Genomic DNA, 26934 nt, shown 5'->3' with positions numbered 1-26934 from the left:
CACGCGTTGCTCCGATAGTTTCCGGGGCGCCTGTGTCATTTCGTGTGTCTCCAGGGGAGGGTGCATGCGCAGAACGCTCCGATGGCTGCTGTCGCTCGTGGTGCTGATAGGCACGGTGGCGGTCGCCGCTCCGGCCACGGCCACCGCCGCCGACACCACCAGTACCGACATCAAGGACCGGCTCCTCGCCGTACCCGGCATGAGCCTGATCGAGGAGAAGCCCTACAGCGGCTACCGCTACTTCGTCCTGAACTACACCCAGCCGATCGACCACCGGCACCCGTCCCAGGGCACGTTCCAGCAGCGCATCACCGTGCTGCACAAGGACGTCAGCCGCCCGACGGTCATGTTCACCAGCGGCTACAACGTCTCCACGAACCCGTCGCGCAGCGAGCCGACCCGGATCGTGGACGGCAACCAGGTCTCCGTCGAGTACCGCTTCTTCACCCCGTCGCGGCCGCAGCCCGCCGACTGGTCCAAGCTCGACATCTGGCAGGCGGCCGGCGACCAGCACCGCATCTACCAGGCGCTCAAGCCGATCTACGGCCGGAACTGGCTGACCACCGGCGGCTCGAAGGGCGGCATGACCGCCACGTACTACGAGCGCTTCTACCCGCGGGACATGGACGGCGTCGTCGCCTACGTCGCCCCGAACGACGTCGTCGACAAGGAGGACTCCGCGCACGACCGCTTCCTCGCCACCGTCGGCCCGAAGGACTGCCGGATCGCCCTGCAGAAGGTGCAGCGCGAGACGCTGGTGCGCAGGGACGCGCTGGAGAAGAAGTACCAGGAGTACCTGGCCGCCAACGACTACACCGTCAACACGGTCGGTTCGCTGGACAAGGCGTACGAGGCGACCGTGCTCGACCTCGTGTGGGGCTTCTGGCAGTACCAGCCGGAGTCCGCGTGCGCCGACGTCCCGGACGCGGCCACGGTGAGCGACCAGGCGCTCTTCGACTACGTCGACGAGATCGGCGGCTGGTCCTCCTACGCCGATCAGGGCCTGGAGCGGTACACGCCGTACTACTACCAGGCGGGCACCCAGCTCGGCTCGCCCGACATCGAGCAGCCCTGGCTCGGTGACCTGTCGCGCTACGGCTACCAGCCGCCGCGCAACTTCGTGCCGCGCTCCATCCCCATGACGTTCCAGCCCTGGGCGATGCGCGACGTCGACACCTGGGTGCGGCAGCACGCCACGCGCATGCTGTACGTGTACGGCGCCGACGACCCGTGGGGCGCCGAGCGCTTCCGCCTCGGGGCCGGCGCCCGCGACGCGTACGTGATGACCGCGCCGCACGCCAACCACGGTGCCAACGTCGCCGCGCTGAACGCCGACGACAAGGCGCTCGCCACCGAGCGGATCCTCGCCTGGGCGGGTCTGTCCGGCGCGACGGCGCAGGCGTCCTACGACGCGAAGCTCGACCGTCCGGACACGGCGCACGCGCTGAAGCTCCGTCCGTGACCCGGGGCTACAGCTTCACCGCGCAGCCCACCGGCGCCGGCCCGCCCAGGGACACGTAGAGCGCCGTGGCCGACGGGCATCCGGAGCGGGCCTTCACCGCCTTGCGCACCCGGTACTGCGGCGCCCGCTCGCCCGAGCCGTCGCAGGCCGTCTCGCGGACCTGGCCCTTGCCCGCCGCGTACACGCAGTCGCCGACGATGGTGCGCGGACCGCCGCCGCCGCCCGGGTCGCCGGGGTGCGGGGGCTCCAGATTGCGCATGCAGGCGTAGCCCTGGGACACCGTCCCGTCGCCGTTCTCGTCCGTCGCCGGGCGGTTCTCGCTGATGTGCAGCACGAAGTCGGTGCGGGCCGGGCAGGCCGGGCCGTCCGTCGAACTGCCCTCGTAGCGCGCGACGACCCGTGCGACGGCGCTCTCGCTGCGGCACGGCACCTCGGTGAACGAGGTCCGCCCCCGTGAACTGCACTCGTCCACCGCGAGGAAGACCGCCCCGTACCCGGACGGCGTGTGCGAGGGGCTCGCGGACGCCGCCCGCGAGGACCCGCCGGACGAGCCCGACAGCGCCTGACATCCGGTCAGCGCGAGCGCAAGCAACAGCGCCGCGCACACCGCACCGACCATCCGTGCATGCATGGCAATCCCCCCGATATGCCCATCCAGCGTGACCCGCCGGGGCGGGCGCACGCCAGATGTGCAGGGGGCTTTGCGTCAGTTGGGGGGAGTGCGCGAGCGATGCGGCGTACGCCCCCTACGACCGAATCAGTACCGCAGGCCGTACCCGATCGGATACAGCACCTGTGTCGGGTCGTCCGCCTTCTGCACCGCCACCGGCAGCTTGCCCCGCGGCTCGGCCGCACCGGCCAGCACCCGGACCGCGGCGCGCAGTTCGACGTCGATCCACGAGTACGCCGCCACGTGGGCGTCGGACGCGGAGAGCTGGGCGACGTCGTACGGGTTGCGCATCGACAGGGTGACGACCGGAACGCCGGTCGCGGCGACCGCGTTGACCAGCTTCTGCTGGGCGCTGCCCGCCGCCACGTTGTACGTGCCGATGAGGACGGCGTCCTGGCCCGCGGCGGCGGCGACCGCCTGGTCGATGACGGCCTGGGTCGGTGCCGTGCCGGTGGCCAGTACCGTGGCGGAGAAGCCGAGTTCGGTGAGGGCGGCGCCGAGCACGGTGGTCGGTGGGCCGTCGCTGAGCGAGGGCGAGGCCGGGTTCGCGCCGAGCACGAGGACGTTCTTGTGGGTGCGGCGGCTCAGCGGCAGCAGCCCGTCCTTGTTCACCAGGAGCGTCGTGGTGCGCTCGGCGATCCGGTCGGCCGCCGCCAGGTGCCCGGGGGTGCCGACGGTCCGGTCGACGCCGCGGTGCGTGACGTACGGGTCCTTGAAGAGCCCCAGCTTCGCCTTGAGCCGCAGGATGCGCAGGATCGACTCGTCCAGCCGCGCCTCGGTCACCTCACCGCTGCGTACGGCGTTGAGCAGCGCGTTCCACGAGACGTCCAGGGTGGGCGGGTTGAGGAGCTGGTCGACACCCGCCTTGAGCGCGAGGACGGGGACGCGCTCGTCGCCGTACTTCGTCCGGACGCCCTCCATGCCGAGCGAGTCGGTGATCACGACGCCGTCGTAGCCGAGCTGTTCGCGCAGGATGCCGGTGAGGATGGGGTGCGAGAGCGTCGCCGGGTCCTCGGCCGGGTCCAGGGCCGGTACGACGATGTGGGCCGTCATGATCGAGTCGATCCCGGCGGCGATCGCGGCCTGGAACGACGGCTTGTCGAGCTGCTCCCACTGCTCGCGCGTGTGCGTGATGACCGGCAGGCCCGTGTGGGAGTCGGTCGCGGTGTCGCCATGTCCCGGGAAGTGCTTGGCCGTTGAGGCGATCCCGGCCGACTGGTAGCCCTTGACCTGGGCGGCGACCATCCCGGCGACGGCCTGCGGGTCGGCCCCGAAGGAGCGGACACCGATGACGGGGTTGGCCGGGTTGACGTTCACGTCGGCGTCCGGCGCGTAGTCCTGGACGATGCCGATGGCGCGCAGCTCGGCGCCGGCGATCTGCCCCGCCTTGCGGGCGTCGGAGTGCGAGCCGCCCGCGCCGAGGGCCATCGCGCCGGGGAAGAGAGTGGCGGGCTTGCCGACCCGGCAGACGATCCCGTGCTCCTGGTCGGTCGCGATCAACAGCGGTATCCGGGACGGCTGCCGGCTGCCCGCCTGCTGTATCCCGTTGCTGAGGTCGGCTATCTGGTGCGGGTCGCGGACGTTGTGCGCCCACGCGAAGTAGATGATGCCGCCGAGCTTGTACTTGTCGATCATCTCGGCCGCGGTGCGGACGCCGATCTCTTTGAGGTTGGCGTCGATGTCGGCCTGGTCCGGGGCGGTGGCCGAGTGGCCGTACACCCGCATCACGAAGAGCTGGCCGACCTTCTCCTCCAGGGACATCCCGGAGATGATCTTCTTCAGCGCCTGGTCCGAGGGCTGGGCGGCGGCCCGGGCGGGTGCGGTGCTCAGGGCGGTGGCGGCGACACCAGCGGTGGCGGCGGCGAGCAGCGTACGTCTGGAGAGGTGGTGCACTTGCGCTCCTTCCGGAGGGAGGGCGGCGGGGCACGGGCATGCGGCGTGCGGGCACGTTGAAGGAAACTTCCGCGCGTTATGAATATGGCGAAAGTTTCTGCCGGTCAAGGGAGTTGGCGAGAGTGATCGCGACCTGAGGGGCCGTCACCGGCGCTGTTGGAGGGGGGCGCGCCGGTGACGGCATGCTGCCGGCCGCATGCGGCGGAGAGGGTGGTCAGCGTTCGCAGCCAGCAGCGAGGCCGACACCGCACTGCGGAGACTCACCGACAGCGTGTCCTTTGGACGGGCGGGCCTCGCCATGGGTTCCCGGTTTTTGAAGGTTCCGGGAAGTTGGTGTGGAGGTGACGGGGAGAGGGTGGGGTGGTGGGTGGGGTTGGCCGGGCGCGGATCGGGAAGGCTGTGCGCAGCGCATGCCTTCAGGGGCGCGGGGCGATGTCCATCAGCGGCTCCGCCGCGGGGCGCGACCAGCCCCACCGGACCCGCACCCGGCGAACTCACCGCACCAGGCAGACGCGCCCCTGATCGCGCAGCGCCTGAACAGCCGCGACGATCGCAGGCCGCCGAGACGTCCCGCCCCGCCACAGCGCGTAGAGCCGCCGCCGCGGCATCGGATCGAGTCCCACCGCCGCCACCCCGTCCGGCAGGGGCCCCCGCCCGAGCCGGGGGATCACCGCCACCCCGAGGCCGGCCGCGACCAGCGCCACCAGCGTCGGGTTCTCGTCGGCCTGATGCGCGATGTCCGGCTCGAACCCGGCCGCCCGCATCGTCCGCACGAGCCAGTCGTGGCACACCCGCCCCGGCGGCTGCGACACCCACCGCTCCGAGCCGAGCTCCTCGCGCCGCACCCCCTCCCGCCCGGCCAGCGGATGCCCGGCCGGGACCAGCAGATCGCACAGGTCGTCCCCGATGACGGCCTGTTCGACCCCGGCGGGAGCCGGCAGCGGCGCGATGTCCCAGTCGTGGGCGACGACGAGATCGACGGCGCCCTTCGCCACGAGGTCGACCGACAGATGCGGGTCGACCTCGGTGAGCCGGGTGTCGAGGGCCGGGTGCCGCTCCGCGAGGGCGGCGAGCGCGCCGGGCAGCAGACCGCGCGCCGCGGAGGCGAACGCGGCGATGGTCAGCCGCCCCGCGGGCACCCCGCGCCGCTGTTCGAGCTCGGTCTCGGCACGCTCCATGACGGTCAGCAACTCCTGGGCGGCCGAGGCGAGTTGGCGGGCCTCCTCGGTGAGTCTGACCCCGCGCCCCTCCCGTTCGAGGAGTACGGTCCTGGTCTCCCGCTCCAACTTGGCGATCTGCTGCGACACGGCGGACGGCGTGTAGCCGAGCGCGGCCGCGGCGGCGCCCACGGTGCCGTGCACGGAGACGGCGTGCAGGGCGCGCAGCCGCTGAAGATCCAACATCCCCGGCCCTCTCGTCGGCGGTCTCTGGTTAGCGTTGCTTCATCCAACCATGCAGCAATCTTCGCTGGTGCTACATGGTCCGGGGCGTGATGCTCGACGCATGAAACCCGCGCACACCGGCCTCGCCGTCCTCGTCGCCGCCCTGTGGGGCGTGAACTTCGTCGTCATCGACATCGGCCTCGCCCACTTCCCGCCGCTGCTCTTCTGCGCCCTGCGCTTCCTGCTGGCGGCGGTGCCCGCGGTGTTCCTGGTCGGGCGGCCGTGCGTGCCGTGGCGCTGGATCGTGGGGGTGGGCCTGGCGCTCGGCGTCGGCAAGTTCGGCCTGCTCTTCATCGGGATGAACGCGGGGATGCCCGCCGGGCTCTCGTCCCTGGTGCTCCAGGTGCAGGCGGTGTTCACGGCGCTGATCGCGTTCGCGTTCCTGGGGGAGCGGCCGGGCCCGGTGCGCGTGCTCGGCATGGGCGTCGCGCTCGCGGGCATCGGGGTCGCGGCGGTCGACGAGGGCGGCTCGGGGCCGCTCGGCGCGTTCGCGCTGGTACTGGTGGCGGCCGCGTTCTGGGGCGTCTCGAACGTCCTGACCCGCAAGGCGTCACCGGCGGCGCCGTTCAACTTCATGGTCTGGTCGAGCGCGGTCCCGGTGGTCCCGCTCCTCGTGCTCTCCCTGCTCTTCGAGGGCCCGTCGACGGACGCCCGCGCCCTGGCCTCCCTGGACCTGCCCGGCGCGGGCGCGATCGTCTACGTGGCCCTCGTCACGACCCTGTTCGGCTTCAGCGCCTGGAGCCGCCTCCTGAACCACTACGACGCCTCGACGGTCGCCCCGTACTCGCTCCTGGTCCCGGTGTTCGGGATGTCCTCGGCTGCCCTGTTCCTGGGCGAGCCGGTGAGCGGCCTGCGGTGGTGCGCGGCGGCGCTGCTGGTGGCGGGGGTGGGGCTGACGTCGTTCGGAGGGGCCCTGAAGGGGCGCGGGACCGCGCCGGCCGACACGGCCCCGGCCCCCGGACTCACGCCGACTCGTTGAGCAGCCTGCCCAGCAACTCCCGCCCCGCGCCCAGCAGCTCCGGCAGCGGTGCGGCGGACGGATACCACCGCGCCTCGTACTCCCAGCACAACCACCCGTCCCAGCCCTCCCGGCTGAGCACCTCCACACACTCGGCGAGCGGCAGCACCCCCGCGCCGAGCGCCAGCGGCGTCGTGTCGTCGGGCCCCGCGATGTCCTTGACCTGGACGTATCCGAGGTAGGGGGAGAGGGTCGCGTACGAGGCCGTGGGCTGCTCGCCGCCGAGCCAGGTGTGCATGACGTCCCACAGGACGCCCACGTTGCGGTGCCCGACGGGGCCCACGACGCGGGAGGCGGCGGCGCCGGTGCGGTGCGAGTCGTGGGTCTCCAGCAGAACGCGGACGCCGCGGTCGGCCGCGTACTCGGCGGCGACCCCGAGCCGGCGGGCGGCCGTGGCGTCGGCCTCCTCGGCGCTCTGCTCGTCACCGCCGCCGGGGAAGACGCGGACGTACGGCGCTCCCAAGTCCCGCGCCAGATCGACCAGTTCGCGGACCTGCGCGAGCACCGGACCGTCGTCGGCGGCGGGTGCGGCCACGCGCGCGTACCCGGCGACTCCCAGGATCTCCACGCCCGCCTCCTTGAACTGCGCGGCGGCGTCGGCCCGTTCGGCCGGGGTGATGCCCGGATGGACCGGTTCCTCCGGGTGCGCGCGCAGTTCGACGCCGTGGTAGCCGTGCGTCGTCGCGAGACGCAGGACCTCGTCGAGGGGAAGGCCAGGGACACCGAGGGTGGAGAACGCCAGCTTCATGCTGCGGACCCTACCCGTCACTCCGCCGCCCTATGGAGGGTCGTCTTCCAGTCCTGCCCGATCAGATCCGCGCCGAAGGAGCGGTGCGGGGTCTCGCCGACGAGGACGAAGCCGTGGCGCTGGTAGATCGAGCGGGCCGACTTCAGGACGTCGTTCGTCCACAGCACCAGCTCGCGGTAGCCGACACCGCGCGCGAAGTCGATGACCGCGCGCACCAGCCGGTCGCCGATGCCCAGGCCGCGCGCCTCCGGCTCGACCAGGAGCAGGCGGAGCCGGGCCGTGCCGGGCGCCTCGTCCCGTACGCACATCACGCAGCCCACGGGGCGGCCGTCCAGCTCGGCGATCCACACCCGCTCCAGGTGCGGGTCGTGGTCCTGGGCGAAGTCGGCGACGATCCGGGCCACCAGGCCCTCGTAGTCGGTGTTCCAGCCGAACTCGGCCGCGTACACCGCGGCGTTGCGCGCGACGATCCAGCCGAGGTCGCCGGGGCCGGGCTCGCGCAGCAGCACGTCGTCGGGGCCGGGGCCCGGGTGCGCGGCGGCGCGGCCGTCGCCCAGCACCTCGCGTACGGTGCGCAGGGCGGCGCCCAGGCGTTCGCGGTCGGCGGGCGGCACGGTCGCGAGCAGGGTGCCGACCGCCTCCCGCGAGCGCTCGTCGAGCAGCTCGGCGGCGCCCCGGCCGCGCGCCGTGAGGGTGATGCGGCGGCGCCGGGAGTCCTTGTCGGACGATCCGCGCTCGACCAGCCCCTCCCGCTCGAACTTGCCGAGGATGCGGCTCAGGTACCCGGCGTCCAGCGAGAGCCGCGTGCGCAGGTCGGCGGCGTCGACGTGCTCCCCCCTGGCCGGGTGCGCCAGCTCGTACAGGACGCGGGACTCGGTGAGCGTGTACGGGGCGTACAGATGGCGGCTGTAGTCGAGCGCGCCGATGACGTTCGTGTAGAAGCGGTTGAAGGACCGGATCTCGTGCACGGTCATGGTCACCTCGCGGTCACCTCGAAGTCGCTCTGAGGCGCGGACAGTTGACTCAGTCAGAGGTTCGACGTGCGCCCAGCGTACGACAGGCCCCGGGGCCCGTCCATGGAACGGTGCGGCGGTGCACGGCCGGTTCAAGTCCGTGTGATCGTGCGGGGCATCGGACCGTCCACGCCGCATCGGACACCCCGGGGCGCGAGGGAAACCGCCCGCCCGTTCCGGGACCGGATGACCCTCACGCCTCGTACGCGTCCGTGGTGAGCGTCGGGGCCCTGCGCACCGCGGGGCTCACGGCCGCCGCCACCGCGGTCGCGAAGGTGATCGCGGCCAGCACGGCGAGGGTGCGCTGCGGCCCCACGGACGTCAGCAGCCAGCCCGCGCCGAGCGCGGCGACCGGCATGACGCCCCAGGACAGGGTCATCCCGGCGCTGCTCACCCGGGCGCGCAGTTCGTCCGGGACGAGCAGGGCCATGTAGCTGCCGATGACGACGTTCCACAGCGGTCCCACGAACGACGTGGCCGCGCCGATGAGCCCCGTGACGAGCGGATCGGTGGTCAGCAGGAACAGCGGCAGCAGCCCCGCCCACACCCAATTGACCCCGATGATCACGGACTTGGGCGTGAAGTGCCGGTGCAGCCGCGCCGCGGCGAACGCGCCGAGCAGCCCGCCGGTGCTGTAGACGCCGAGCATGGTGCCGATCGCGGCGGAGGATGCGCCGTGCTGCTGCGCCCGTACGACGATGACGAGCCCGACGGCCTGGAAGACGAGGTTGCTGGCGGCGACGAGCAGGACGGCCGCCCGGATCAGGGGGTGCCGCCAGACCCAGCGCAGCCCCTCGGTGGTGGCCCGCCACAGCGGCGCCGGTTCCTTGTCCGTCGCCCCCTTGAGCTCACCGCGCAACAGCAGCAGGCCCGCCGAAGCGATCGCGTACGAGACGACGTCGACCAGGAACGGGACGGCGGACGCGATCCCGAAGAGCGCTCCGCCGAGCGGCCGTCCGGCCAGGGCGGCGCCGCGGTTGCGGGCCTCGTTGCGAGCGACGGCGGTGGGCAACTGGGAGGCGGGGACGATGTGCGGGAGCGCGGCGTGCTCGGCGAGCCCGAAGAAGACGAACCCGAGCCCCTGCGCGAACGCGACGACGGCCAGGTGCCAGACGGTGACGACGCCCGCCCATATCGCGAACGGCACGGTGGCGAGCGCGAGCCCCGCCGCCGCCTCGCTCAGTATGAGCACCCGCCGCCGGTTCCACCGGTCCACCAGGGAACCCGCCGGCAGCTGGGCGACGAGGTGCGGCAGCGACCCCGCGGCCGCCACGAACCCGGCGTCGGCGGCCGAACCGCCCGACGCGAGCACGAGCAGCGGCATCGCGGTCTGACTGCCCGTCGACCCCAGCGCCGAGACGACCTGCCCGCCCCACAGGGCCGTGAACTGCCGGTTGCGCCACAGGGGTTGAGGGCGCACCCCGGTGGCCTCCACCGCGCTCACGGCGTCGGGAACGCGTGGAAGACGACACTGACGTGCCGGGCGCCGGGCGGCGCGTCGTCCGCCCTCCGGTGCCACTTCGACAGCAGCGCGACGTACTCCTCGCCGAACCGGCTCAGCTCCTCGGCGGTCAGATGCGTCCCGCCGTAGGAGTGCAGAGCGGCTTCGCCGAACGCCCCGTACGCCTCCCGGTCCCCGGCGAACTCGGCCAGATCGGCCTCGGCCCGCTGCTGCCACTGCCGCCCGATCTCCGCGGCGGCCACCCCGGCCTCGGACCCGGCGGGGGCGCGCCGCGGCAACCGCACGTCCTGCGGCACGGCCCGCCAGTACTTGCGCCGCCCGGCGGACCGCTCGGTGTCCTCCTCGATGAACCCGAACCGCGCGAGCTGCCGCAGGTGATAGCTGGTGCCGCCGCGGTCCTCCCCGAACTCCACGGCCAGCTCGGCGCTGGTCGCCGCCCCCTGCCGCTGCAACCGGGTCAGCAGCCGCTGGCGCAGCGGGTGCGCGAGGGCCTTCAGGGCTTCTACGTCCGTCAGGACACGGGGAGTCGAAGGTTCGGTCATGAATGAGAAGATAGCTATGCAAAGAAATATTCTCAATAGTCGGGCGGACATCCGCGCTCGTCGCGCTCGCTACCCCTGTCGCCGGACGAGCTCCACCAGCGCTCCATGCGTCTCCGCGTCGGCCGCCACGATCAGGCCGCCCGCCCCGGTGTGCAGGGGCTGTCCCTCGATCCCGCTCACCACGCACCCGGCGTCCCGGCACAGGGCGATCCCGGCGGCGAAGTGCACACTGTCGCGCAGATCGCCGTCGGTGACGTACGCGGCCCTGCGCCCCGCCGCGACCCAGGCCACCGCCAGCGTCGTGGAGACGACCCGCGGCCGGAACCGCACGGCGAACCCCGGGTCGGCGATGAGGCGCGCGGCCCGGAAGTCGGGCGCATACGGGTCGGGGGCGTCGAGGTTGATGTCGACGAGCCGTGAGAGCGCGGAGGGGACCAGAGGGGTGTCCCGTGCCTGGCCCTGCTCCTCGCACCGGACTGCCGAACGCTTCCCGTCCGTCCAGAACACCTCCCCGGAGAACGGGTCCGCGGTGGCGGCGGCCGTGATCGTCCCGCCCTCGCTCAGGGCGACGTTCACGCCCACGAGCATGTTCCGCACGGCGTAGTTCAACGTCCCGCAGAGCGGATCGACCAGCCACCGCCGTGCTGCCCCCGCGTCGCCGCTCGCCCCGCTCTCCTCACCCGTCACGGCGTCCTGCGGCCGCGCCGCCCGCAGCACGCCGAGGATCGCCTCCTCGGCCGCGAGATCGGCGGCTGTCGCGAAGTCACCGCCGCCCTTGTCGAACCGGGGCAGGTCGTCCCCGTACAGGGAACGGATGACGCGGGCGCCCGCGAGGGCGGCGGTCAGGGCGAGCCCAGGGTCGTCGGAAACGGAGACATCGCTGATCACCATGGAGGGAGGGTAATCGGCAGGGGGATGCGCAGTTCCGGCCCCGTGCCGTCCGCGCCCGGCTGAGATGATCGCCCGGTGACCCGTGTCCTCACCCGCACCGACCTGCTCACGCTCCTGGAACCGGCCGCCTGCGTCGACGTGCTCGCCGCCGGTTTCCGGGCCACCGCCGACGGCGAAGGCGCCACCCCGGCCCACCGGGTCGTCGCCGAACTCCCCTTCCCCGGCACCGCGACCGCCCTGATCCCGGGCGTCCTGCCCGGCGTCCCGGCCTACACCGTCAAGGTCAACGCCAAGTTCCCCGGCGCCGCGCCCGCCCTGCGCGGCGTCGTCTGTCTGCACAGCGGCACCGACGGGGAACTCCTCGCCCTGCTCGACTCGGCGACGGTGACCGCCTGGCGCACCGGGCTCGCCGCCGCGCTCGGTACACACGTCCTGGCCCGCCCGGACGCGACGACGGTCGGTGTGATCGGGGCGGGCGCGCAGGCCGAGCTGATGCTGCGCGGGCTCAAGGCGCTGCGGCAGACCGGCGACGTCTGGGTGCACGACGTGGCGCCGTCCCGGGCCCGGGAGTTCGCCGCCCGCCACGACGCCCGTACGCTGTCCAGCCCCGCGGCGATCGCCGAAGCCGCCGACATCGTCCTGCTCGCCACCTGGTCCCGCACCCCGCTGCTCGGCCTCGCGGACAGCCGTCCCGGGCAGCACTTCACGACGCTGGGCGCGGACGAGCCGGGGAAACTGGAACTGGCGCCCGATCTGCTGGAGGCGGCACGCCTGTTCGTCGACGACCGCGAACTGGCTTCGGTATCAGGGGTGTTGGGGTCCTTGAACCGCGCCGGTGCTGCCCCGACCCTGGGGGAAGCGCTGAAGGCCGGAACCGCGCCCGCCGCCCCCGGCGCCCGTACCGTCTACGCCCCGGTGGGACTGCCCTGGCAGGACCTGGCCCTGGCGTGGCAGGCGTACGAGGAGGCGGAGCGGCGCGGGCTCGGGGGAGAGGTGAATCTGCTGGGGTGACGCGCGCCGCCCGTCAGGCCACCGGCACCAGCGTCAGATAGGCGATCCCGAGCACGTTCCGATAGCCGCGCAGCCAGCTGGTGCGGTGCTTGTCGAGGCGCTCGCGGGTCTGCTCGGCGAGCGGGTGGCCGGGGTGGTTCGCCAGCCACTCCTCCGTGTCGGACTGGTAGCCGGACTCGAACTCCTCCCACTCCTCCTGGCTCGCCGTCTCGATCCAGACGGGCCGGAACCCGGCCTCGACCGCCAGGTCCACGAGGGTGGCCAGGTCGGTGTGGTCGTCGCGGGAGGCGCCCGGCCACATCACGGCCAGCTCCTCGTCCGTCGGGGGCCGCTCGAAGTAGCCCTCGCCGAGTAGCACACGGCCGCCCGGATTGACCATCCTGCGCAGGGCGCGCAGCGCGTCGACGACGGGCTCGGTGGTGTCCTCCTCGATGAGGGCCTGGCTGGAGCCCAGACACAGCACGACGTCGGCCGGGGTGTCCGCCGCCTTCTTGGCGTCCATCTCGACGAACTCCGCGCGACCGGCGAGGCCGCGCGCCTCGGCGTCGGCCCGGCCCCTGGCCAGGTCCTCGGCGTTGATGTCGATGCCGCGCGCCGTGGCCCCGGGCACGGCGTCGAGCATCCGCAGCATCATCTCGCCCCATCCGCAGCCGATGTCCACGACCGTGACGGGGGACGGCCCGGCCAGCCGCCCGATCATCCGCTCGACCCGGGCCTCGGACATCGGTCCGTGAAAGGTGAGGCGGGTGAGGCGAGGAGGAAGGTCTGATGTGTCAGCAGCAGTCATGAGGCGAAACGCTACGTGCACATGCCCACCCCGAGCACGCCTTTATCCACCCGAAGCCGCGGGCAACCCGCCCCGCACCGCGCCACCTCAGGCAACCCGCCGCCGTCCCACCCCGCCTGGGCAATCTGCGGCCGTCCCACCCCGCCTTAGGCAACCCGCCGCCGGTCGTCCCCGCCTTGGGTAATCTGCCGCCGCCGTCCCACCCCGCCGCCTTGGGCAGCCGCCCACCGTCCCACGCCGCCTCAGGCAACCCGCCGCGTGCCCCCGCCGCCTTGGGCAATCTGCCGCCATGGGCGGCAGGGTGGGCCGGGGGTCCCCCCGGACGGAGTCTGGGGGAGGCACCCCGGCGCGGGGCGAGCGCTCCGACCGGCCTCCAGCCCGGTCCCGCCCCCGCCATCGCCGAGTACAGCTCCGGTGGGGGCTGGTAGCGCCCGCGCGGCGGAGCCGCACATCGACACAGCCCCGCGCCCACGGCGGGGTTCACACACAACCCCGCCCCCAGGCAGGGCCCAACTCAAACCCCCCGAGGCACCCCCGTGGACCCCCGCACCATCAACTCCCCACCCACCACATCAACCCCACCCGCCGGCGCAGCCTCCCGCCCCATGGCGATCCGCCCCGCCCGAGCCGCCGCCTCCGCCAACGGCAACCGCACCGTCGTCAACGCCGGCACCGCATCCACACTGAACGGCAGATCATCGAACCCCGCCACCGAGACGTCCTCGGGAATCCGCAGCCCCGCCTCGCGCAACGCCGCACACGCCCCCAGCGCCACCGTGTCATTGGCGGCGACCACAGCGGTCAACTCCGGATCCCTGCGCAGAAGTTCGACCGTCGCGGCATACCCGGCCTCACGGTCGTAGGGTCCGTGCACCACAAGCCCGTCCGAGTCCGTCACCCCCGCCGCGGTCAACGCCTCCCGGTGTCCCTCAAGCCGGTCACGCGTCGTCGTACGCTCCTCCGGCCCCGCCACATACCCGATCCGCCGGTGCCCGAGCCCGAGCAGATGCTCCGTCAACTCCCGCCCTCCGCCACGGTTGTCGAACGTCAGAGCCACCGCGTCCGTGTCCGGCACCGGCGGCCGCCCGCACAGCACCACCCGCGTCCCCGCCTCCGACAACCGCCGCAACTTCCCTGCTACGGCGGCGACATGGGCCTCGTCCTCGATCGCCCCACCCGTGAGCACCACGGCCGCCGCCCGCTGCCGCTGAAGCAGCGTCAGATACGTCAGCTCGCGCTCCGGTGAACCACCCGTGTTGCACACCACCGCGAGCCGCTCCCCGCCCGCGCGCCCACCGGGTCCGACGATCTCCGACTGCACGGCGGACGCCATGATCCCGAAGAACGGGTCGGCGATGTCGTTGACCAGCACCCCGACCAGGTCCGATGTGGACGCCGCGAGCGCGCTCGCCGGGCCGTTGAGCACGTAGTCCAGCTCGTCCACGGCCTTGAGCACCCGCTCGCGGGTGGCGGCGGCGACGGGGTAGTTGCCGTTCAGGACGCGCGAGACGGTGGCGGGGGACACCTGCGCGCGGGCTGCCACGTCCGCCAAGGTCACGGTCATCGAGTCGTCCTCCGCTGGGTCCGGTGGCCGGCCGGCTGCTGTGCGAGTGCCGCCCGGCTGCTGTCTGACTGGTCTCGGCCCGGGATCCGCCCGGGATCCGCTCTTGTCCGAGCGGCTGTGCAGAGGCTAGCTTCTTCTCAGGTAGAAAGCGCTTGCTACGGGATATCGAACATCCGCAGGCGCTGTTTCGCGTACGCCGGGCCCGGTCGCCGCACGCCTCGGGAGCCGGGAAAGCTGGACGAAGGGACTCACGTGACACGCAAGACGGTGCGCATCGCCATGAACGGTGTGACGGGGCGCATGGGCTACCGCCAGCACCTCGTCCGCTCCATCCTCGCGCTGCGCGAGCAGGGCGGACTCGACCTGGGCGACGGCACGGTCCTGTGGCCCGAGCCGGTCCTGGTCGGCCGCCGCGAGCACGCCCTGAAGGCGCTCGCCGAGAAGCACGGTCTGGACGAGGCGAACATCTCCACCGATGTGGACGCCGTCCTCGCCGACGACTCGATCGACATCTTCTTCGACGCCGCCATGACCTCCGGCCGCGAGGAGGTCCTGAAGAAGGCGATCGCCGCCGGGAAGCACATCTACACCGAGAAGCCGACCGCCACCGGCCTGGAGGGCGCGATCGAGCTGGCCCGGCTCGCGCGCGAGGCCGGCGTCAAGTCCGGTGTCGTTCAGGACAAGCTGTTCCTGCCGGGGCTCCTCAAGCTGAAGCGGCTCATCGACGGCGGCTTCTTCGGCCGGATCCTCTCCGTCCGCGGCGAGTTCGGCTACTGGGTCTTCGAAGGTGACTGGCAGGAGGCCCAGCGCCCCTCCTGGAACTACCGCTCCGAGGACGGCGGCGGCATCGTCGTCGACATGTTCCCGCACTGGGAGTACGTCCTGCACGAGCTGTTCGGCCGCGTGACCTCGGTGAACGCGCTGGCCACCACCCACGTGCCGACCCGCTGGGACGAGCACGGCAAGCCCTACGACGCCACCGCCGACGACTCCGCGTACGGCATCTTCGAGATCGAGGGCGGCATCGTCGCCCAGATCAATTCGAGCTGGGACGTGCGCGTCAACCGCGACGAGCTGGTCGAGTTCCAGGTCGACGGCACCGAGGGCTCCGCCGTCGCGGGCCTGCGCAACTGCCGCGTCCAGCACCGCAGCGCCACCCCCAAGCCCGTCTGGAACCCGGACCTCCCGGCGACCTACTCGTTCCGCGACCAGTGGCAGGAGGTCCCGGACAACACCGAGTTCGACAACGGCTTCAAGGTCCAGTGGGAGCTGTTCCTCAAGCACGTGTTCGCGGGCGCCGACTACCACTGGGACCTGCTCGCCGGCGCCCGTGGTGTGCAGATGGCCGAGCTGGGCCTGAAGTCGTCGGCCGAGGGCCGCCGCCTCGACGTTCCGGAGATCTCGCTGTGACCATCCATCTTCCGTCCGCGGGCGGCGAGTTGAGGGCGTACGAGCCGCGCGCCGAGCCCCTCGCCTTCGACACCGGCGCTCCGCTCGCCTCCCGTGTCGTCTTCTCCGCCGCCCACGTCGTCGCCGACCCGTTCGCCGACACCACCCCCGACTCGCCGGCCGCCGTCGACTGGGACGCCACCCTCGCCTTCCGCCGCCACCTGTGGTCGCACGGCCTCGGGGTCGCCGAGGCGATGGACACCGCGCAGCGCGGCATGGGCCTGGACTGGGCCGGGGCCGCCGAGCTGATCAAGCGGTCGGCGGCCGAGGCGCAGGCCGTCGGCGGGCTCATCGCCTGCGGCGTCGGCACCGATCAACTCACCGCCCCCGCCAAGGATCTGGCCGAGGTCAAGGCCGCGTACGAGGAGCAGCTCGCGCTCGTCGAGGGCGTCGGCGCCCAGGCCATCCTCATGGCGTCCCGCGCCCTCGCCGCCGTCGCGCAGGGCCCCGAGGACTACCTCGACGTCTACGGCCACCTGCTGCGCCAGGCCGCCGAGCCGGTCGTCCTGCACTGGCTCGGCCCGATGTTCGACCCGGCCCTGGAGGGCTACTGGGGCTCCAGCGATCTGGACGCCGCGACCGAGACCTTCCTGGAGGTCATCGCCGCGCACCCGGACAAGGTCGACGGCATCAAGGTCTCGCTCCTGGACGCCCAGCGCGAGGTCGACCTGCGCCGCCGCCTGCCACAGGGCGTGCGCTGCTACACCGGCGACGACTTCAACTACCCCGAGCTGATCGCGGGCGACGACCGCGGATTCAGCCACGCCCTGCTCGGCATCTTCGACCCGCTGGGCCCGCTCGCCGCGCAGGCCGTCCGGGTCCTGGACACCGGCGACGTGCAGGGGTTCCGTGAACTCCTCGACCCCACGGTCGAGTTGTCGCGGCACCTGTTCCGGGCGCCGACCCGCTTCTACAAGACCGGTGTCGTCTTCCTGGCCTGGCTCTCCGGCCACCAGGAGCACTTCACGATGGTCGGCGGCCTCCAGTCGGCGCGCTCGCTGCCGCACCTCGCGCGCGCCTACGAACTCGCCGACTCCCTCGGCCTGTTCCCGAGCCCGGAGCTGGCCGAGACCCGGATGAAGCAGCTGCTCGCCCTGTACGGAGTGATCAAGTGACGACCCCCTCTTTCGCGGCCGATCCGCTGTTCTCCATCAACCAGATGACGGTCAAACAGCTCAGTCTGCCCGAACTCGTCGCGGCGTGCGCCGAGTTGGGGGTCCGTCACGTCGGTACGTGGCGCGAGCCCGTCCAGGCGTACGGCGTCGAGAAGGCGGCCGCGCTGCTGCGCGACGCGGGCCTGAACGTCACCACGCACTGCCGCGGCGGCTTCCTCACCGCGATCGACGAGGCCGAGCGTGCCGCCGCGATCGAGGACAACAAGCGGGCCGTCGACGAAGCCGTCACCCTCGGCACGGACGTCCTCGTCCTGGTCTCCGGCGGCCTGCCCGCCGGCTCGTACGACCTGGCGGGCGCGCGGGAGCGGATCGCCGAAGGTATCGGTGTGCTCGCCCCGTACGCCGCCGAGCGCGGTGTGAAGCTGGCGATCGAGCCGCTGCACCCGATGTACGCGGCCGACCGCTGCGTGGTGTCGACGCTGGCCCAGGCCCTGGACATCGCCGAGCGGTTCCCCGCCGAACAGGTCGGCGTCTGCGTGGACACGTACCACATCTGGTGGGACGACCAGGCGCCCGCGCAGATCGCGCGGGCCGGCGCCCAGGGCCGGATCGCCACGTTCCAACTCGCCGACTGGACCACGCCGTTGCCCGAGGGCGTCCTCAACGGCCGCGGCCAGATCGGCGACGGCGCGATCGACATGCGCCACTGGCGCGGCCTCGTGGAGAAGCAGGGCTACACCGGGCCCATCGAGGTCGAGCTGTTCAACGACGGCCTGTGGGCGCGCGACGGCCGTGAGGTGCTCGCGGAGACCGCCGAGAGGTTCACACGTCACGCGGTGTGAGCCTCCGTCAGGGACGCACGGGGGCGCAAGTGGTCGGACTTGCGCCCCTTGTGCGCCTCGCGCTCCCGGCCGTTGCCCCTCGGGCAAGAAATCTCGGCAACCGCGTGCAACCTTTGCCGCTCCATGACGGTCGTATCTTGCGTCGGAACCCTGGAGGGGGGAGATCTGGGGGGATCGAGGGGTTCCGGCGCAGGAGGGGGAAGGCCCGAGGGGCCCGGTCCGCGGACCGGGCCCCTCGTCGGTTTCGGATGACCGTACGGGTCAGAAGAACACCCCGCACCGCAGCAGCACATTGGCGAACGGCCGCGCCTCCCCGGTCCGTACGACGAGCTTCGCCGACGCCGACAGCGCCTTCAGCTCCTCGTGCGGGACGTGTGAGAGGCCCGGGACGCGGGCCGCGAGCAGCCCGGCCGCCTCCGGGTTCGCCGCGCGCACCTCTTCGGCCGCGGTCCCCGCCTCCACGACCAGTTCGTCGAGGAGTCCGTCGAGGACCTCGGCGAACGACGGCACCCCGGCACGGAACGCCAGGTCGACGACGCGCGGCCCGGCCGGCACCGGCATCCCCGCGTCGCACACGAGGACCCCGTCCCCGTGCCCCAACTCGGCGAGGGCGCCCGCCAGATGGCGGTTGAGTATTCCGGCTCGCTTCACAGGAGGGGACCTTGCTCCTCATCGCCGCCCGTCGTGGCGCCCTCGTTCTTCCGGCCGGGGGTCCGGGGGTTGTCCCCCGGAGAGGCACAGCACAGGGCGGCGACCTCTTCGGCGGTGGGGTACGAGGCCTGCGCGCCCTCCTTGGTGACGGCGGCGGCGCCGACCCGGGCCGCGTACGCCGCCGCGTCGGCGAGCGACTCACCGGCACCGAGCCGCCAGCCGAGCGCCGCCGTGAACGCGTCACCCGCACCGGTCGTGTCGACGGCCTTCACCTTCACGGGCGCCACCCGCTGCGTGCCCTGCGCGTCCGCGACCAGCGCACCCTCGGAGCCCAGCGTGACGACGACCGAGCGCGGGCCGAGCGCGAGCAGCTGCCCGGCCCACTCCTCGGGGGACGCCTTGAGCTCCGTACCGAGAATGACCTTCGCCTCGTGCTCGTTCACGATCAGCGGGTCGCAGACCGCGAGGACCTCGTCCGGCAGCGGCGCGGGCGGCGACGGGTTCAGCACAAGGCGTGCCCCGTCGGCGACCGACCGCGCGACCTCGGCGACGGACTCCAGCGGGATCTCCAGCATCACCGAGACGACCTCGGCGCCGGCGAACAGCTCGCCCGCCGCCCGGACGTCCTCGGGCGTCAGCCGCCCGTTCGCCCCCGGCGACACCACGATCGAGTTGTCGCCCGACGGGTCCACGGTGATCAGCGCGACGCCCGTGGGCGCCCCGCCGACCAGCACGCCGGAGGTGTCCACCCCGGCGGACTCCATCGAGTCGCGCAGCAGCCGCCCGTGCCCGTCGTCGCCGACCCGCGCGAGCAGCGCGGTGCGCGCGCCCAGCCGGGCCGCGGCGACCGCCTGGTTGGCGCCCTTGCCGCCCGGGTGGACCACCAGGTCGGAGCCGAGGACGGTCTCCCCGGCGCCGGGGCGCCGGTCGACGCCCACCACCAGGTCGGCGTTGGCCGACCCCACGACAAGGAGGTCATACGTGCTCATGCTCAGCCTTTCTTCGTAGGTCACCGCAGAGGGTACGGGGCGTCACCGACACCCGGGTCACTCGAAGTCGGCGGCGTTCTTCGAGGTCACGACCTTCACCGGCACCTTCACCGCCGGGGCGATCCGCTTGCCCTCGGCCGCCTGCACCGCGTTCTGCACGGCGATCTCACCGAGCTCGCGCGGCTGCTGCGCCACCGAGGCGTACATCGTGCCCGCCTTCACCGCCTTGATGCCGTCGGCCTCGCCGTCGAAGCCGATCACCGGCACCGACGTGCCGGCCTTGGAGCCGAGCGCCTTGATCGCGCCGAGCGCCATCTCGTCGTTGGCGGCGATGACGCCCTGGACGTCCGGGTGCGCCTGGAGCAGGTTCGACATCACGTCGAGGCCCTTGGTGCGGTCGAAGTCGGCGGGCTGCTCGGCGACGACCTTGATGCCCGGGTACTGCTTGAGGCCCTTCTCGAACCCGGCCGCGCGCTCCCGGGCGGCGGACGTACCGGCCTGGCCCTGGAGGATGACGATCTTGCCCTTGCCGCCCAGCTTCTCGGCCATGGTCTTGGCGGAGAGCTCACCGCCCGCGACGTTGTCGGAGGCGACGAGCGTGGCGACCTTGCCCTTCTCCACCCCGCGGTCGACGGCGACGACCGGCATGCCGGCCTTGTTCGCGGCGGCCACCGAGTTGCTCGCGGCGGCCGAGTCGACCGGGTTGAGCACGATCGCGTCCAGGCTCGAACTGGTGAAGTTCTGCATCTGGTTGGCCTGCTGCGAGGCGTCGTTCTGCGCGTCGGTGACGGTCAGGTCCACGCCGAGCTTCTTGGCCTCGGCCTGGGCGCCGGCCCGGATCTGCACGAAGAACGGGTTGTTGAGCGTGGACAGCGACAGGCCCACCTTCGGCTTGTCGGACGCCGACGAACCGCCGTGCAGGAAGGAGGTGGCGCCGACGACGGCGACGGTGACGACCGCCGCGAGCCCGTACGTGGCGGCCTGCCTGCCCTTGCTGCCGCCGCCACCGCCGGACACCGGAGAGGCACCGGCCTTGCGGCGCAGCGTGTCGAGGAGGACGGCGAGCGCGATGACGACGCCGATGACGACCTGCTGCCAGAAGGCGGACACGGACAGGAGGTTGAGGCCGTTGCGGAGCACGGCGAGGATCAGCGCGCCGATGAGCGTGCCGGACGCCTTGCCCGTACCGCCGGCCAGCGAGGCACCGCCGATGACGACGGCGGCGATGGCGTCGAGCTCGTACCCGTCGGCGGCCTGCGGCTGCGCCGAGGAGAGCCGGGAGGCCAGCACGATGCCCGCGGCGGCGGCGAACAGGCCGGACAGGGCGTAGATGACGAGCTTCTGCTTCTTCACGCGCAGCCCGGACAGGCGCGCGGCCTCCTCGTTGCCGCCGATCGCGTACATGGCGCGGCCGATGTACGTACGGCCGAGGATCACGGCGGCGATCAGGCCCATCACGACCATCACCAGGACCGGCACCGGCAGCCAGCCGCCGAGCGTGTCACCGAGGTGCGAGACCGAGTCGGGGAACGGGATCGGCGAACCGTCCGAGATCACCAGCGCCAGACCGCGGCCCACCGACAGCATCGCGAGCGTCGCGATGAACGGCGGCAGCTTCCCGTACGCGATGAGGAACCCGTTCACGAGACCGGCCACGATGCCGGTCGCGACGGCGAGGACGACCGCGAGGACGACCGGCACCCCGGCTTGCGTGGCGCTCCACGCGAGCACGGTCGCCGAGAGCGCGGCCACCGAACCGACCGACAGGTCGATGCCCGCCGCGACGATCACGAAGGTGACACCGAAGGCGAGGATGGCGGTCACGGCCGCCTGGACACCGATGTTGAGCAGGTTGTCGGTGGTCAGGAAGTCCCCGGACAGCGCCGACAGGGCGATGACGAGGACGATCAGCGCGGTCAGCGCGCCGTTGTCGAGGAGCAGCTTGCGCAGCGACGTGGCACCACCGGTGCCCGAGTCGTTCTTGAGCGTGTCAGTGGCGGCCACGGCCGGCCTCCTTGTCGGTCTTCTCAGAGGTGGGGGTGCTGGTGCTGACGGCGAGCGCCATCACGGAGTCCTGGGTGGCGTCGGCGGCGTCCAGCTCACCGGCGATGCGGCCCTGCGCCATCACCAGGACGCGGTCACTCATCCCGAGCACCTCGGGCAGATCGCTGGAGATCATGAGGACGGCGTGCCCGGCGGCGGTCAGCTCGTTGATGAGCTGGTAGATCTCGACCTTGGCGCCGACGTCGATGCCGCGCGTCGGCTCGTCGAGGATCAGCACCTTGATGTCGGCGAGCAGCCACTTGCCGATGACGACCTTCTGCTGGTTGCCGCCGGACAGGGTGCGCACGTGCTGCCCCAACCCGGCCATGCGGACGCCCAGTTGGGAGGCGATGCGCTCGGCGGCGGTGTGCTGCCCCTGCCGGTCCACGAACCCGGCACGGGTCGCGGCGCGCAGCGTCACGAGCCCCAGGTTCTCCTCCACCGACTGGTCGAGGACGAGCCCCTGCCCCTTGCGGTCCTCGGGCACGAGCCCGACCCCCGCGGCCATGGCGGCGTTCACGTCGTGCCGGGGGACGCGGGCCCCCGCGACCTCGACGGACCCCTTGTCGTACGGATCGGCCCCGAAGACGGCCCGCACGACCTCGGTGCGCCCGGCGCCGACGAGCCCGGCGATGCCGACGACCTCACCGGCCCGCACCTCGAACGACACGTCCTGGAAGACGCCGTCGCGCGTGAGCCCTTCCACCTTCAGCAACGCGCTTCCGGTGGCCGGCCGCTCCCGCGGGTACTGCTGCTCGATCGACCGCCCCACCATGAGCCGTACGAGCTCGTCCTCGGGGGTGGCGGCGGGCACCTGCCCGACGCTGCGGCCGTCGCGGATGACGGTGACGCGGTCACCGAGGGCGGCGATCTCTTCGAGGTGGTGGGTGATGAAGACGATGCCGACCCCGTCCTCGCGCAGCGCCCGCACGATGGCGAACAGCTTGTCGACCTCCTCGGAGGTCAGCACGGCGGTCGGTTCGTCCATGATGAGCACGCGCGCGTCCAGGCTGAGCGCCTTGGCGATCTCCACCATCTGGAGGCGGGCGATGCCGAGTTCACGGACACGCGCGCGTGGCGACACGTTCACGCCCACGCGCGCGAGGAGCGCTGCGGCGTCGGCCTCCATCTTCTTGCGGTCGACGAGACCGAAGCGGCGCGGCTGGCGCCCCAGGAAGATGTTCTCGGCGACGGTCAGATCAGGAACGAGGTTGAACTCCTGATAGATCGTCGCGATGCCGAGCCGTTCGGCGTCCTGCGCACCGTGGATACGGACCTGCTCGCCGCCGACGGTGATGCGGCCCTCGTCGGGGGTGTAGGCGCCGGAGAGCATCTTGATCAGCGTGCTCTTGCCGGCCCCGTTCTCACCGAGCAGGACGTGCACCTCCCCGCGGCGCAGATCGAAGTCGACGCTGTCGAGCGCGACGACCCCGGGGAAGGTCTTCCGTATCCCTTCGATACGCAGCAACTCGTCCGAGCTGCTCATGCGTTGCTCCTCTCCATTGAGGTACGCGGTGGTGGGGGTTTTCAGGGCTGGTGGAGGGGGGCGCCGCAGGAGCGGCGGACGACCAGATGGGCGGGGAGCGTGACCGAGTCCGGCGCACGTCCCTCGATGCGGTCCACGAGGGCCCGCACCGCGGCCCGCCCCAGTTCCTTGGTCGGCTGGGCGATCGCCGTGATCGGCGGATCGGTGTGCACGAACCAGCGGATGTCGTCGAAGGCGGCGAGCGCGATGTCGTCCGGAACGCGCAGCCCGCGCGCGCGGATCGCGTCCAGCGCGCCCAGCGCCATCAGGTTGTCGGCGGCGAAGACGACCTGGGGCGGCTCGGGAAGGTCGAGGAACCCCTCGGTCGCCCGGCGCCCGCTCTCCGCCTGGAAGTCGCCCTGCCCGATGTACGCGTCCGGCAGCTCGATCTCGTACGAGGCGAGTGCCTCCCGGAACGCGTCGACGCGCTCGCTGCCGGTGGTGGTGGCCGCCGGGCCCGCGATGATGGCGAGCCGGCGGTGCCCGAGCCGGTGCAGATGCGCGACGAGGTCCCGTACGGCCCCGCGCCCGTCGGAACGCACCACCGGCACGTCCACGCCCGGGATCCACCGGTCGACGAAGACCATCGGGGTGCCGGAACGCGCGGCGTCCAGCATCAGCGGGGAGCCGCCGTCGGTCGGGGAGACCAGCAGCCCGTCGATGCGCCGGTCGAGCAGGTTCTGGACGTGGTGGTCCTGGAGGCCCGGCTGCTCGTCGGCGTTCCCGATGATCACGCTGTATCCGAGGCCGCGCGCCGCCTCCTCCACGGAGCGGGCGAGCTCGGTGAAGTACGGATTGAGCACGTCGCTGATGACGAGGCCCAGGGTGCGGGTCTGGTCGGTGCGCAGGGACCGGGCGACGGCGTTGGGCCGGTAGCCCAGCGACTCCACCGCGGCCAGCACGCGGGTACGGGCGTCCGGGCTCACGGACGGATGGCTGTTGAGGACACGGGAGACCGTGGCGACGGAGACCCCGGCCGCGGCCGCGACGTCCTTGATGCTCGCGTTCGCAGACATCACAGGCCACCTCCTTGTGGCGTACGACTGCATGGAATCGATTACATCTACTGGTGCGAGTGATTGGAATCGATTACATGAGGTGCTGGCAAGGGGGGTTCCGCTTCTCGTGACCCGATCGTGATGGGAGTGGGGGAGTTGTCGGTGGGGCGTGCGATGGTGGAAACCGCAAGCTGAGCGGGGCGGGGGAAGGAGAGGTGCGTTCCCGCACCTCTCCTTCCCCCGCCCCGCTGAGACGTCTCGGACAACAGGGAGCACAGATCGTGAACCACGCGCAGCTCACCGCATTGGGCCGCACCCTGCGCGTGCTCGGGGAGCACGGCGAGAAGCTCACCGCGGACACCCCGGACGACGTGCTGCACGAGGTGCGCGACGACCTGACGCGCGCCCTCGGCCAGCTGGACGACGCGACGACGGGCCAGAAGCCGACGACCCGCTGCAAGGAGCATCCGTACGGGCCGGTGGAGAAGTCCGCTCCCGACCTGTGCCTGCTCTGCGAGACCCGCCGCCGCAAGGCCCGCCGCTCCGAGATCTCCGGTGACTACGGGGGCCCGCGCCCGGCCTCCCCGGAAGCCCCGGTGCTCTCCCGCTACGGCACGCGCGAGGACCGCCCCCAGCCCCAGCAGCGCTGGATCCCGGAGATGTGGAACGGGCAGGTGTGGCAGCTCTGCGGCACCCCTCGCCACGACCGCCGCGAGGCGGACCTGTACCTGGCGGCCCAGCGCCGCCGCCCGGACGCGGCGATGGCGTACCGACTGGTCCACGAGTTCACGGACTACGAGGTGGTGCGGGTGTGGGGGACGCCGGTGCGGGTGGATCCGGAGCCGATGGGCGGCCTGTAGGCGCCCCGCGGCCCCTTCGGGGGCTGCTCGCACCCGCGGCCGGGCCCGGCCGCCCGGCGCCGGGCGGGGCGGCGGGCGGGCACCGCCCCGTGCCGCCGAGGCTCAGGCCCGCCCCGCCGCCGAGCCGAACCCGAGCCAGGTGTGCCGGTTGCCGGCCCAGCACCAGCCGACCTTCGGAGCGTCGCGGCGCTCGCGGCCGTCGCGGCCCGTGCCGTTGCTGATCCAGATCGCCGGGGTGCGGGCGTCCAGCGAGCCGTCGGCCTTGCGCAGCCGGGAGCCGATGGCCATGAAGCAGTGGTTGCGCTCCAGGGCCGCGGGCTGCTGGAGCACCCAGTGGATGCCCTCGGTGAGCAGCAGCGGGGTGCGGCCCCGCTTGGCGAGGGCGGGCAGCGCCTCGTCCGGGCTCCAGTCGGCCATGTCGTCGCCACGGTCCACCGCGGAGAGCAGGTGGAGCGGCCCGTCGGGGACGGTGAGCCCGTCCAGCGGTGCGAAGTCGTCGACGTCCGTCATGTCGACGACCACGAACCCGGCCTTGTCCCCGCGGCGCAGCAGCGGCGCGAGCGCCGAGGCGGGGGCACGGTCCGGGTGGACGGTGAGCAGCACGTCCCGTTCACCCGCGCCCTCGGCCTCCTCGGCGAAGGCGCGCAGCTCGGCGGCGTCGAGCCCCGCGATCTCGTGGACCCCGAGCTCCACGAGACGCTCGGCCTGGGCGGTCGGGGACGGCAGCGGGAGCAGGGCGCGGGCCGGTGCGATGTCGGACATGGATCTCCCTGGGGCGCGGAGCGGGCGGGGGACACGACCACAACGCCGCGCCGTTCCTGTGAGTTCCCTGAGTCCCAATCACCGCCCCTGGCGCGGCTCCGCGAGCGTGTGCGCCACCAGCGCGTTGGCGTGCCCGTGCCCCAGGCCGTGCTCGGTCTTGAGCCGACCCACCAGCTCCATGTGCTTGGCCGGCAGCCAGGAGCGGACGAGGTCCTGCCAGTACGAGATCGGCTGCCCGTACTTCTTCTCGATGGAGGGGAAGTACGCGGCGGGGCCCTTGACGGGTGCGGTCATGGTGGCGTCCTGTTCTGTGCGGCGCGGCGCGGCGTGCGTCAGGCGATTCACCGATGAAGACGGGGCGGCGGGGCCGAGCTCATCGGATTCCGCCTGTGACCCGCGTCACTCGGGCAGCGCCGCGGCCGCCGTGAGATCCAGCAACTCGCGCATCAGGGCCGCCAGTTCCTCCGGCAGCGGCGTCTCGTCCCGCACCGCCTGCGTCCGTCGCCACACGAGCGCGGACTCCAGCAGGGGCCGCATCCGGGGCCACCGCTCGGCCGTCCAGCGCGCGGCCTCCCCCTTGTCCACGAGCTCGCCCGTCGTCAGGGTGCGCAGGGTCCGGCACGCGGTGAGCGCCACATACGCGTGACCGCCCCGATGGCGCACCTGAGGGGCCCGATTCCGCAGCCCCGCGACCGAGTCGACGAGCGCCCGCCGCAGCTCCTGCCCGCCCACCGGGGCCAGCGCCTCCCGGGCCGGCCGCCCCTGCAGCGTCAGCCCTGTCTCCCGCACGAGGGCTCGCGTCAGCGCCCACGCCGGAGTCACCCGCACCGTGTGCAGCGGCTCGCCCGGGGAGACCGCGAAGAGCGGCTGGAGCAGCCCGCCGGCCAGGGCGGCGGCCGGCGCCCAGGTCACGTCGAGCCGGTCGTTGAACCCGGGATGCGCCCGCAGCACGCGCGCGTGGGCGGCCGCCAACGCGCCCGCGTCCAGATCGAGTTCGCCCTCCACCCCGATGAGTACGTCGATGTCGCTGACCCCGCGGTCGAAGGTGCCCGTGGCCGCCGACCCGTACAGCCACACCCCGACGAGCCGCTCCCCGGCCACCGCCGCCACCGCCGCCAGCAGATCGGGCAGCACACGCCGCACACTCACCGGGACCGTGATCTGAGGAGCGGGATCGTTCATGCTGGAACTCTACGT

25 protein-coding genes are annotated in these 26934 nt (G+C 72.6%); 7 read left to right on the top strand and 18 right to left on the bottom strand.

Translation table 11 applies throughout. The annotated features are described in order from the left end of the window. Positions 1-64: 64 nt before the first annotated feature. Positions 65-1462, top strand: a complete 1398-nt coding sequence (locus tag J3486_RS23365) for a S28 family serine protease (protein WP_207823341.1) — start codon at positions 65-67, stop codon at positions 1460-1462. A 7-nt stretch (positions 1463-1469) separates the two neighbouring features. On the opposite strand, the gene J3486_RS23360 is transcribed toward J3486_RS23365, so the two are convergent. From J3486_RS23360 to J3486_RS23350, 3 genes are all read right to left on the bottom strand, one after another. Then, a complete protein-coding gene (locus J3486_RS23360; RefSeq protein WP_207823339.1) occupies positions 1470-2093 on the bottom strand; it encodes a hypothetical protein in 624 nt (207 codons plus the stop codon). A 126-nt stretch (positions 2094-2219) separates the two neighbouring features. Further along, positions 2220-4025 carry a glycoside hydrolase family 3 protein gene (locus J3486_RS23355; RefSeq protein ID WP_207823337.1) on the bottom strand — a complete coding sequence of 602 codons (1806 nt, stop codon included), beginning with the start codon at positions 4023-4025 and terminating at the stop codon, positions 2220-2222. Positions 4026-4519: 494 nt separating this feature from the next. Further along, positions 4520-5428, bottom strand: coding sequence for a LysR family transcriptional regulator (locus J3486_RS23350; RefSeq protein WP_207823335.1), 909 nt, complete (start codon positions 5426-5428; stop codon positions 4520-4522). 100 nt (positions 5429-5528) lie between these two features. Here J3486_RS23350 and J3486_RS23345 point away from each other — a divergent pair, with 100 nt between their 5' ends. After that, positions 5529-6446 carry an EamA family transporter gene (locus J3486_RS23345; RefSeq protein ID WP_207823333.1) on the top strand — a complete coding sequence of 306 codons (918 nt, stop codon included), beginning with the start codon at positions 5529-5531 and terminating at the stop codon, positions 6444-6446. Here the strand turns inward: J3486_RS23345 and J3486_RS23340 are convergent. The 5 genes from J3486_RS23340 to J3486_RS23320 form a co-directional block, all read right to left on the bottom strand. Continuing rightward, positions 6430-7233 (bottom strand): sugar phosphate isomerase/epimerase, encoded by an 804-nt coding sequence (locus tag J3486_RS23340; protein WP_207823331.1) that lies wholly within the window; start codon positions 7231-7233, stop codon positions 6430-6432. The genes J3486_RS23345 and J3486_RS23340 overlap by 17 nt on opposite strands. Before the next feature lie 17 nt (positions 7234-7250). Then, positions 7251-8207 (bottom strand): helix-turn-helix domain-containing GNAT family N-acetyltransferase, encoded by a 957-nt coding sequence (locus J3486_RS23335; protein ID WP_207823574.1) that lies wholly within the window; start codon positions 8205-8207, stop codon positions 7251-7253. Positions 8208-8439: 232 nt separating this feature from the next. Beyond that, entirely contained in the window at positions 8440-9666 is a 1227-nt protein-coding gene (locus J3486_RS23330) for an MFS transporter (RefSeq protein WP_207823329.1), read from the bottom strand. A 20-nt stretch (positions 9667-9686) separates the two neighbouring features. After that, complete coding sequence (locus J3486_RS23325; protein WP_207823327.1) at positions 9687-10250, bottom strand: helix-turn-helix transcriptional regulator; 564 nt, start codon at positions 10248-10250, stop codon at positions 9687-9689. 69 nt (positions 10251-10319) lie between these two features. Then, complete coding sequence (locus J3486_RS23320; protein WP_207823325.1) at positions 10320-11141, bottom strand: inositol monophosphatase family protein; 822 nt, start codon at positions 11139-11141, stop codon at positions 10320-10322. Positions 11142-11216: 75 nt separating this feature from the next. Here J3486_RS23320 and J3486_RS23315 point away from each other — a divergent pair, with 75 nt between their 5' ends. Then, on the top strand, positions 11217-12152 hold the full coding sequence (locus tag J3486_RS23315; RefSeq protein WP_207823323.1) for an ornithine cyclodeaminase family protein: 936 nt from the start codon (positions 11217-11219) through the stop codon (positions 12150-12152). 13 nt (positions 12153-12165) lie between these two features. Here the strand turns inward: J3486_RS23315 and J3486_RS23310 are convergent, their stop codons facing one another. Together J3486_RS23310 and J3486_RS23305 are read right to left on the bottom strand one after the other, a co-directional pair. Further along, positions 12166-12876 carry a cyclopropane-fatty-acyl-phospholipid synthase family protein gene (locus J3486_RS23310; RefSeq protein WP_374194757.1) on the bottom strand — a complete coding sequence of 237 codons (711 nt, stop codon included), beginning with the start codon at positions 12874-12876 and terminating at the stop codon, positions 12166-12168. Between the two features lie 577 nt (positions 12877-13453). Further along, a complete protein-coding gene (locus J3486_RS23305) occupies positions 13454-14503 on the bottom strand; it encodes a LacI family DNA-binding transcriptional regulator (protein WP_207823319.1) in 1050 nt (349 codons plus the stop codon). Positions 14504-14755: 252 nt separating this feature from the next. On the opposite strand from J3486_RS23305, the gene J3486_RS23300 reads away from it, so the two are divergent. From J3486_RS23300 to J3486_RS23290, 3 genes are read left to right on the top strand one after another with little or no spacing between them, the layout of a single operon-like run. After that, positions 14756-15913, top strand: a complete 1158-nt coding sequence (locus J3486_RS23300) for a Gfo/Idh/MocA family protein (protein ID WP_207823317.1) — start codon at positions 14756-14758, stop codon at positions 15911-15913. Then, positions 15910-17067 carry a dihydrodipicolinate synthase family protein gene (locus tag J3486_RS23295; RefSeq protein ID WP_207823314.1) on the top strand — a complete coding sequence of 386 codons (1158 nt, stop codon included), beginning with the start codon at positions 15910-15912 and terminating at the stop codon, positions 17065-17067. Before J3486_RS23300 ends, J3486_RS23295 begins: the two co-directional genes overlap by 4 nt. A gap of 44 nt (positions 17068-17111) precedes the next feature. After that, on the top strand, positions 17112-17909 hold the full coding sequence (locus J3486_RS23290; RefSeq protein WP_207823572.1) for a sugar phosphate isomerase/epimerase: 798 nt from the start codon (positions 17112-17114) through the stop codon (positions 17907-17909). A gap of 261 nt (positions 17910-18170) precedes the next feature. On the opposite strand, the gene rbsD is transcribed toward J3486_RS23290, so the two are convergent. Genes rbsD through J3486_RS23265 form a run of 5 tightly spaced genes read right to left on the bottom strand, consistent with a single transcriptional unit; the run spans position 18171 to position 24133 of the window. Further along, positions 18171-18560 carry a D-ribose pyranase gene (gene rbsD, locus J3486_RS23285; protein WP_207823311.1) on the bottom strand — a complete coding sequence of 130 codons (390 nt, stop codon included), beginning with the start codon at positions 18558-18560 and terminating at the stop codon, positions 18171-18173. Next, positions 18557-19549: a ribokinase gene (locus J3486_RS23280; protein WP_207823309.1), complete on the bottom strand. Its 993-nt coding sequence runs from the start codon at positions 19547-19549 to the stop codon at positions 18557-18559. Before J3486_RS23280 ends, rbsD begins: the two co-directional genes overlap by 4 nt. Positions 19550-19606: 57 nt before the next feature. Beyond that, a complete protein-coding gene (locus tag J3486_RS23275) occupies positions 19607-21553 on the bottom strand; it encodes a substrate-binding domain-containing protein (protein WP_207823307.1) in 1947 nt (648 codons plus the stop codon). After that, positions 21540-23078: a sugar ABC transporter ATP-binding protein gene (locus J3486_RS23270; protein ID WP_207823305.1), complete on the bottom strand. Its 1539-nt coding sequence runs from the start codon at positions 23076-23078 to the stop codon at positions 21540-21542. Before J3486_RS23270 ends, J3486_RS23275 begins: the two co-directional genes overlap by 14 nt. 41 nt (positions 23079-23119) lie before the next feature. Then, positions 23120-24133 (bottom strand): LacI family DNA-binding transcriptional regulator, encoded by a 1014-nt coding sequence (locus tag J3486_RS23265; protein WP_207823303.1) that lies wholly within the window; start codon positions 24131-24133, stop codon positions 23120-23122. A 263-nt stretch (positions 24134-24396) separates the two neighbouring features. Between J3486_RS23265 and J3486_RS23260 the strand changes: the two genes are divergently transcribed. Further along, entirely contained in the window at positions 24397-24975 is a 579-nt protein-coding gene (locus J3486_RS23260) for a hypothetical protein (protein ID WP_207823301.1), read from the top strand. 102 nt (positions 24976-25077) lie between these two features. Here the strand turns inward: J3486_RS23260 and J3486_RS23255 are convergent, their stop codons facing one another. From J3486_RS23255 to J3486_RS23245, 3 genes are all read right to left on the bottom strand, one after another. Beyond that, positions 25078-25737 (bottom strand): DUF5701 family protein, encoded by a 660-nt coding sequence (locus J3486_RS23255; RefSeq protein WP_207823299.1) that lies wholly within the window; start codon positions 25735-25737, stop codon positions 25078-25080. A gap of 78 nt (positions 25738-25815) precedes the next feature. Further along, the gene (locus J3486_RS23250; protein WP_207823297.1) at positions 25816-26031 is read right to left on the bottom strand and encodes a DUF4287 domain-containing protein; all 216 of its coding nucleotides are present in this window, start codon (positions 26029-26031) and stop codon (positions 25816-25818) included. A 105-nt stretch (positions 26032-26136) separates the two neighbouring features. Further along, positions 26137-26919 (bottom strand): nucleotidyltransferase domain-containing protein, encoded by a 783-nt coding sequence (locus tag J3486_RS23245; RefSeq protein ID WP_207823295.1) that lies wholly within the window; start codon positions 26917-26919, stop codon positions 26137-26139. Between the last annotated feature and the right edge of the window lie 15 nt (positions 26920-26934).

The organism is Streptomyces sp. VRA16 Mangrove soil (assembly GCF_017377775.1).
Lineage (GTDB): Bacteria > Actinomycetota > Actinomycetes > Streptomycetales > Streptomycetaceae > Streptomyces.
This window is presented reverse-complemented; position numbering and strand designations above follow the sequence as displayed.

Excerpts from the sequence above, each read along its gene's own strand:
- J3486_RS23365 (WP_207823341.1), top strand. The coding sequence starts at position 65 with ATGCGCAGAACGCTCCGATGGCTGCTGTCGCTCGTGGTGCTGATAGGC.
- J3486_RS23360 (WP_207823339.1), bottom strand. The coding sequence starts at position 2,093 with ATGCATGCACGGATGGTCGGTGCGGTGTGCGCGGCGCTGTTGCTTGCG.
- J3486_RS23350 (WP_207823335.1), bottom strand. The coding sequence starts at position 5,428 with ATGTTGGATCTTCAGCGGCTGCGCGCCCTGCACGCCGTCTCCGTGCAC.
- J3486_RS23345 (WP_207823333.1), top strand. The coding sequence starts at position 5,529 with ATGAAACCCGCGCACACCGGCCTCGCCGTCCTCGTCGCCGCCCTGTGG.
- J3486_RS23340 (WP_207823331.1), bottom strand. The coding sequence starts at position 7,233 with ATGAAGCTGGCGTTCTCCACCCTCGGTGTCCCTGGCCTTCCCCTCGAC.
- J3486_RS23335 (WP_207823574.1), bottom strand. The coding sequence starts at position 8,207 with ATGACCGTGCACGAGATCCGGTCCTTCAACCGCTTCTACACGAACGTC.
- J3486_RS23325 (WP_207823327.1), bottom strand. The coding sequence starts at position 10,250 with ATGACCGAACCTTCGACTCCCCGTGTCCTGACGGACGTAGAAGCCCTG.
- J3486_RS23320 (WP_207823325.1), bottom strand. The coding sequence starts at position 11,141 with ATGGTGATCAGCGATGTCTCCGTTTCCGACGACCCTGGGCTCGCCCTG.
- J3486_RS23310 (WP_374194757.1), bottom strand. The coding sequence starts at position 12,876 with ATGTCCGAGGCCCGGGTCGAGCGGATGATCGGGCGGCTGGCCGGGCCG.
- J3486_RS23305 (WP_207823319.1), bottom strand. The coding sequence starts at position 14,503 with ATGACCGTGACCTTGGCGGACGTGGCAGCCCGCGCGCAGGTGTCCCCC.
- J3486_RS23290 (WP_207823572.1), top strand. The coding sequence starts at position 17,112 with ATGACGGTCAAACAGCTCAGTCTGCCCGAACTCGTCGCGGCGTGCGCC.
- J3486_RS23280 (WP_207823309.1), bottom strand. The coding sequence starts at position 19,549 with ATGAGCACGTATGACCTCCTTGTCGTGGGGTCGGCCAACGCCGACCTG.
- J3486_RS23270 (WP_207823305.1), bottom strand. The coding sequence starts at position 23,078 with ATGAGCAGCTCGGACGAGTTGCTGCGTATCGAAGGGATACGGAAGACC.
- J3486_RS23265 (WP_207823303.1), bottom strand. The coding sequence starts at position 24,133 with ATGTCTGCGAACGCGAGCATCAAGGACGTCGCGGCCGCGGCCGGGGTC.
- J3486_RS23255 (WP_207823299.1), bottom strand. The coding sequence starts at position 25,737 with ATGTCCGACATCGCACCGGCCCGCGCCCTGCTCCCGCTGCCGTCCCCG.
- J3486_RS23250 (WP_207823297.1), bottom strand. The coding sequence starts at position 26,031 with ATGACCGCACCCGTCAAGGGCCCCGCCGCGTACTTCCCCTCCATCGAG.
- J3486_RS23245 (WP_207823295.1), bottom strand. The coding sequence starts at position 26,919 with ATGAACGATCCCGCTCCTCAGATCACGGTCCCGGTGAGTGTGCGGCGT.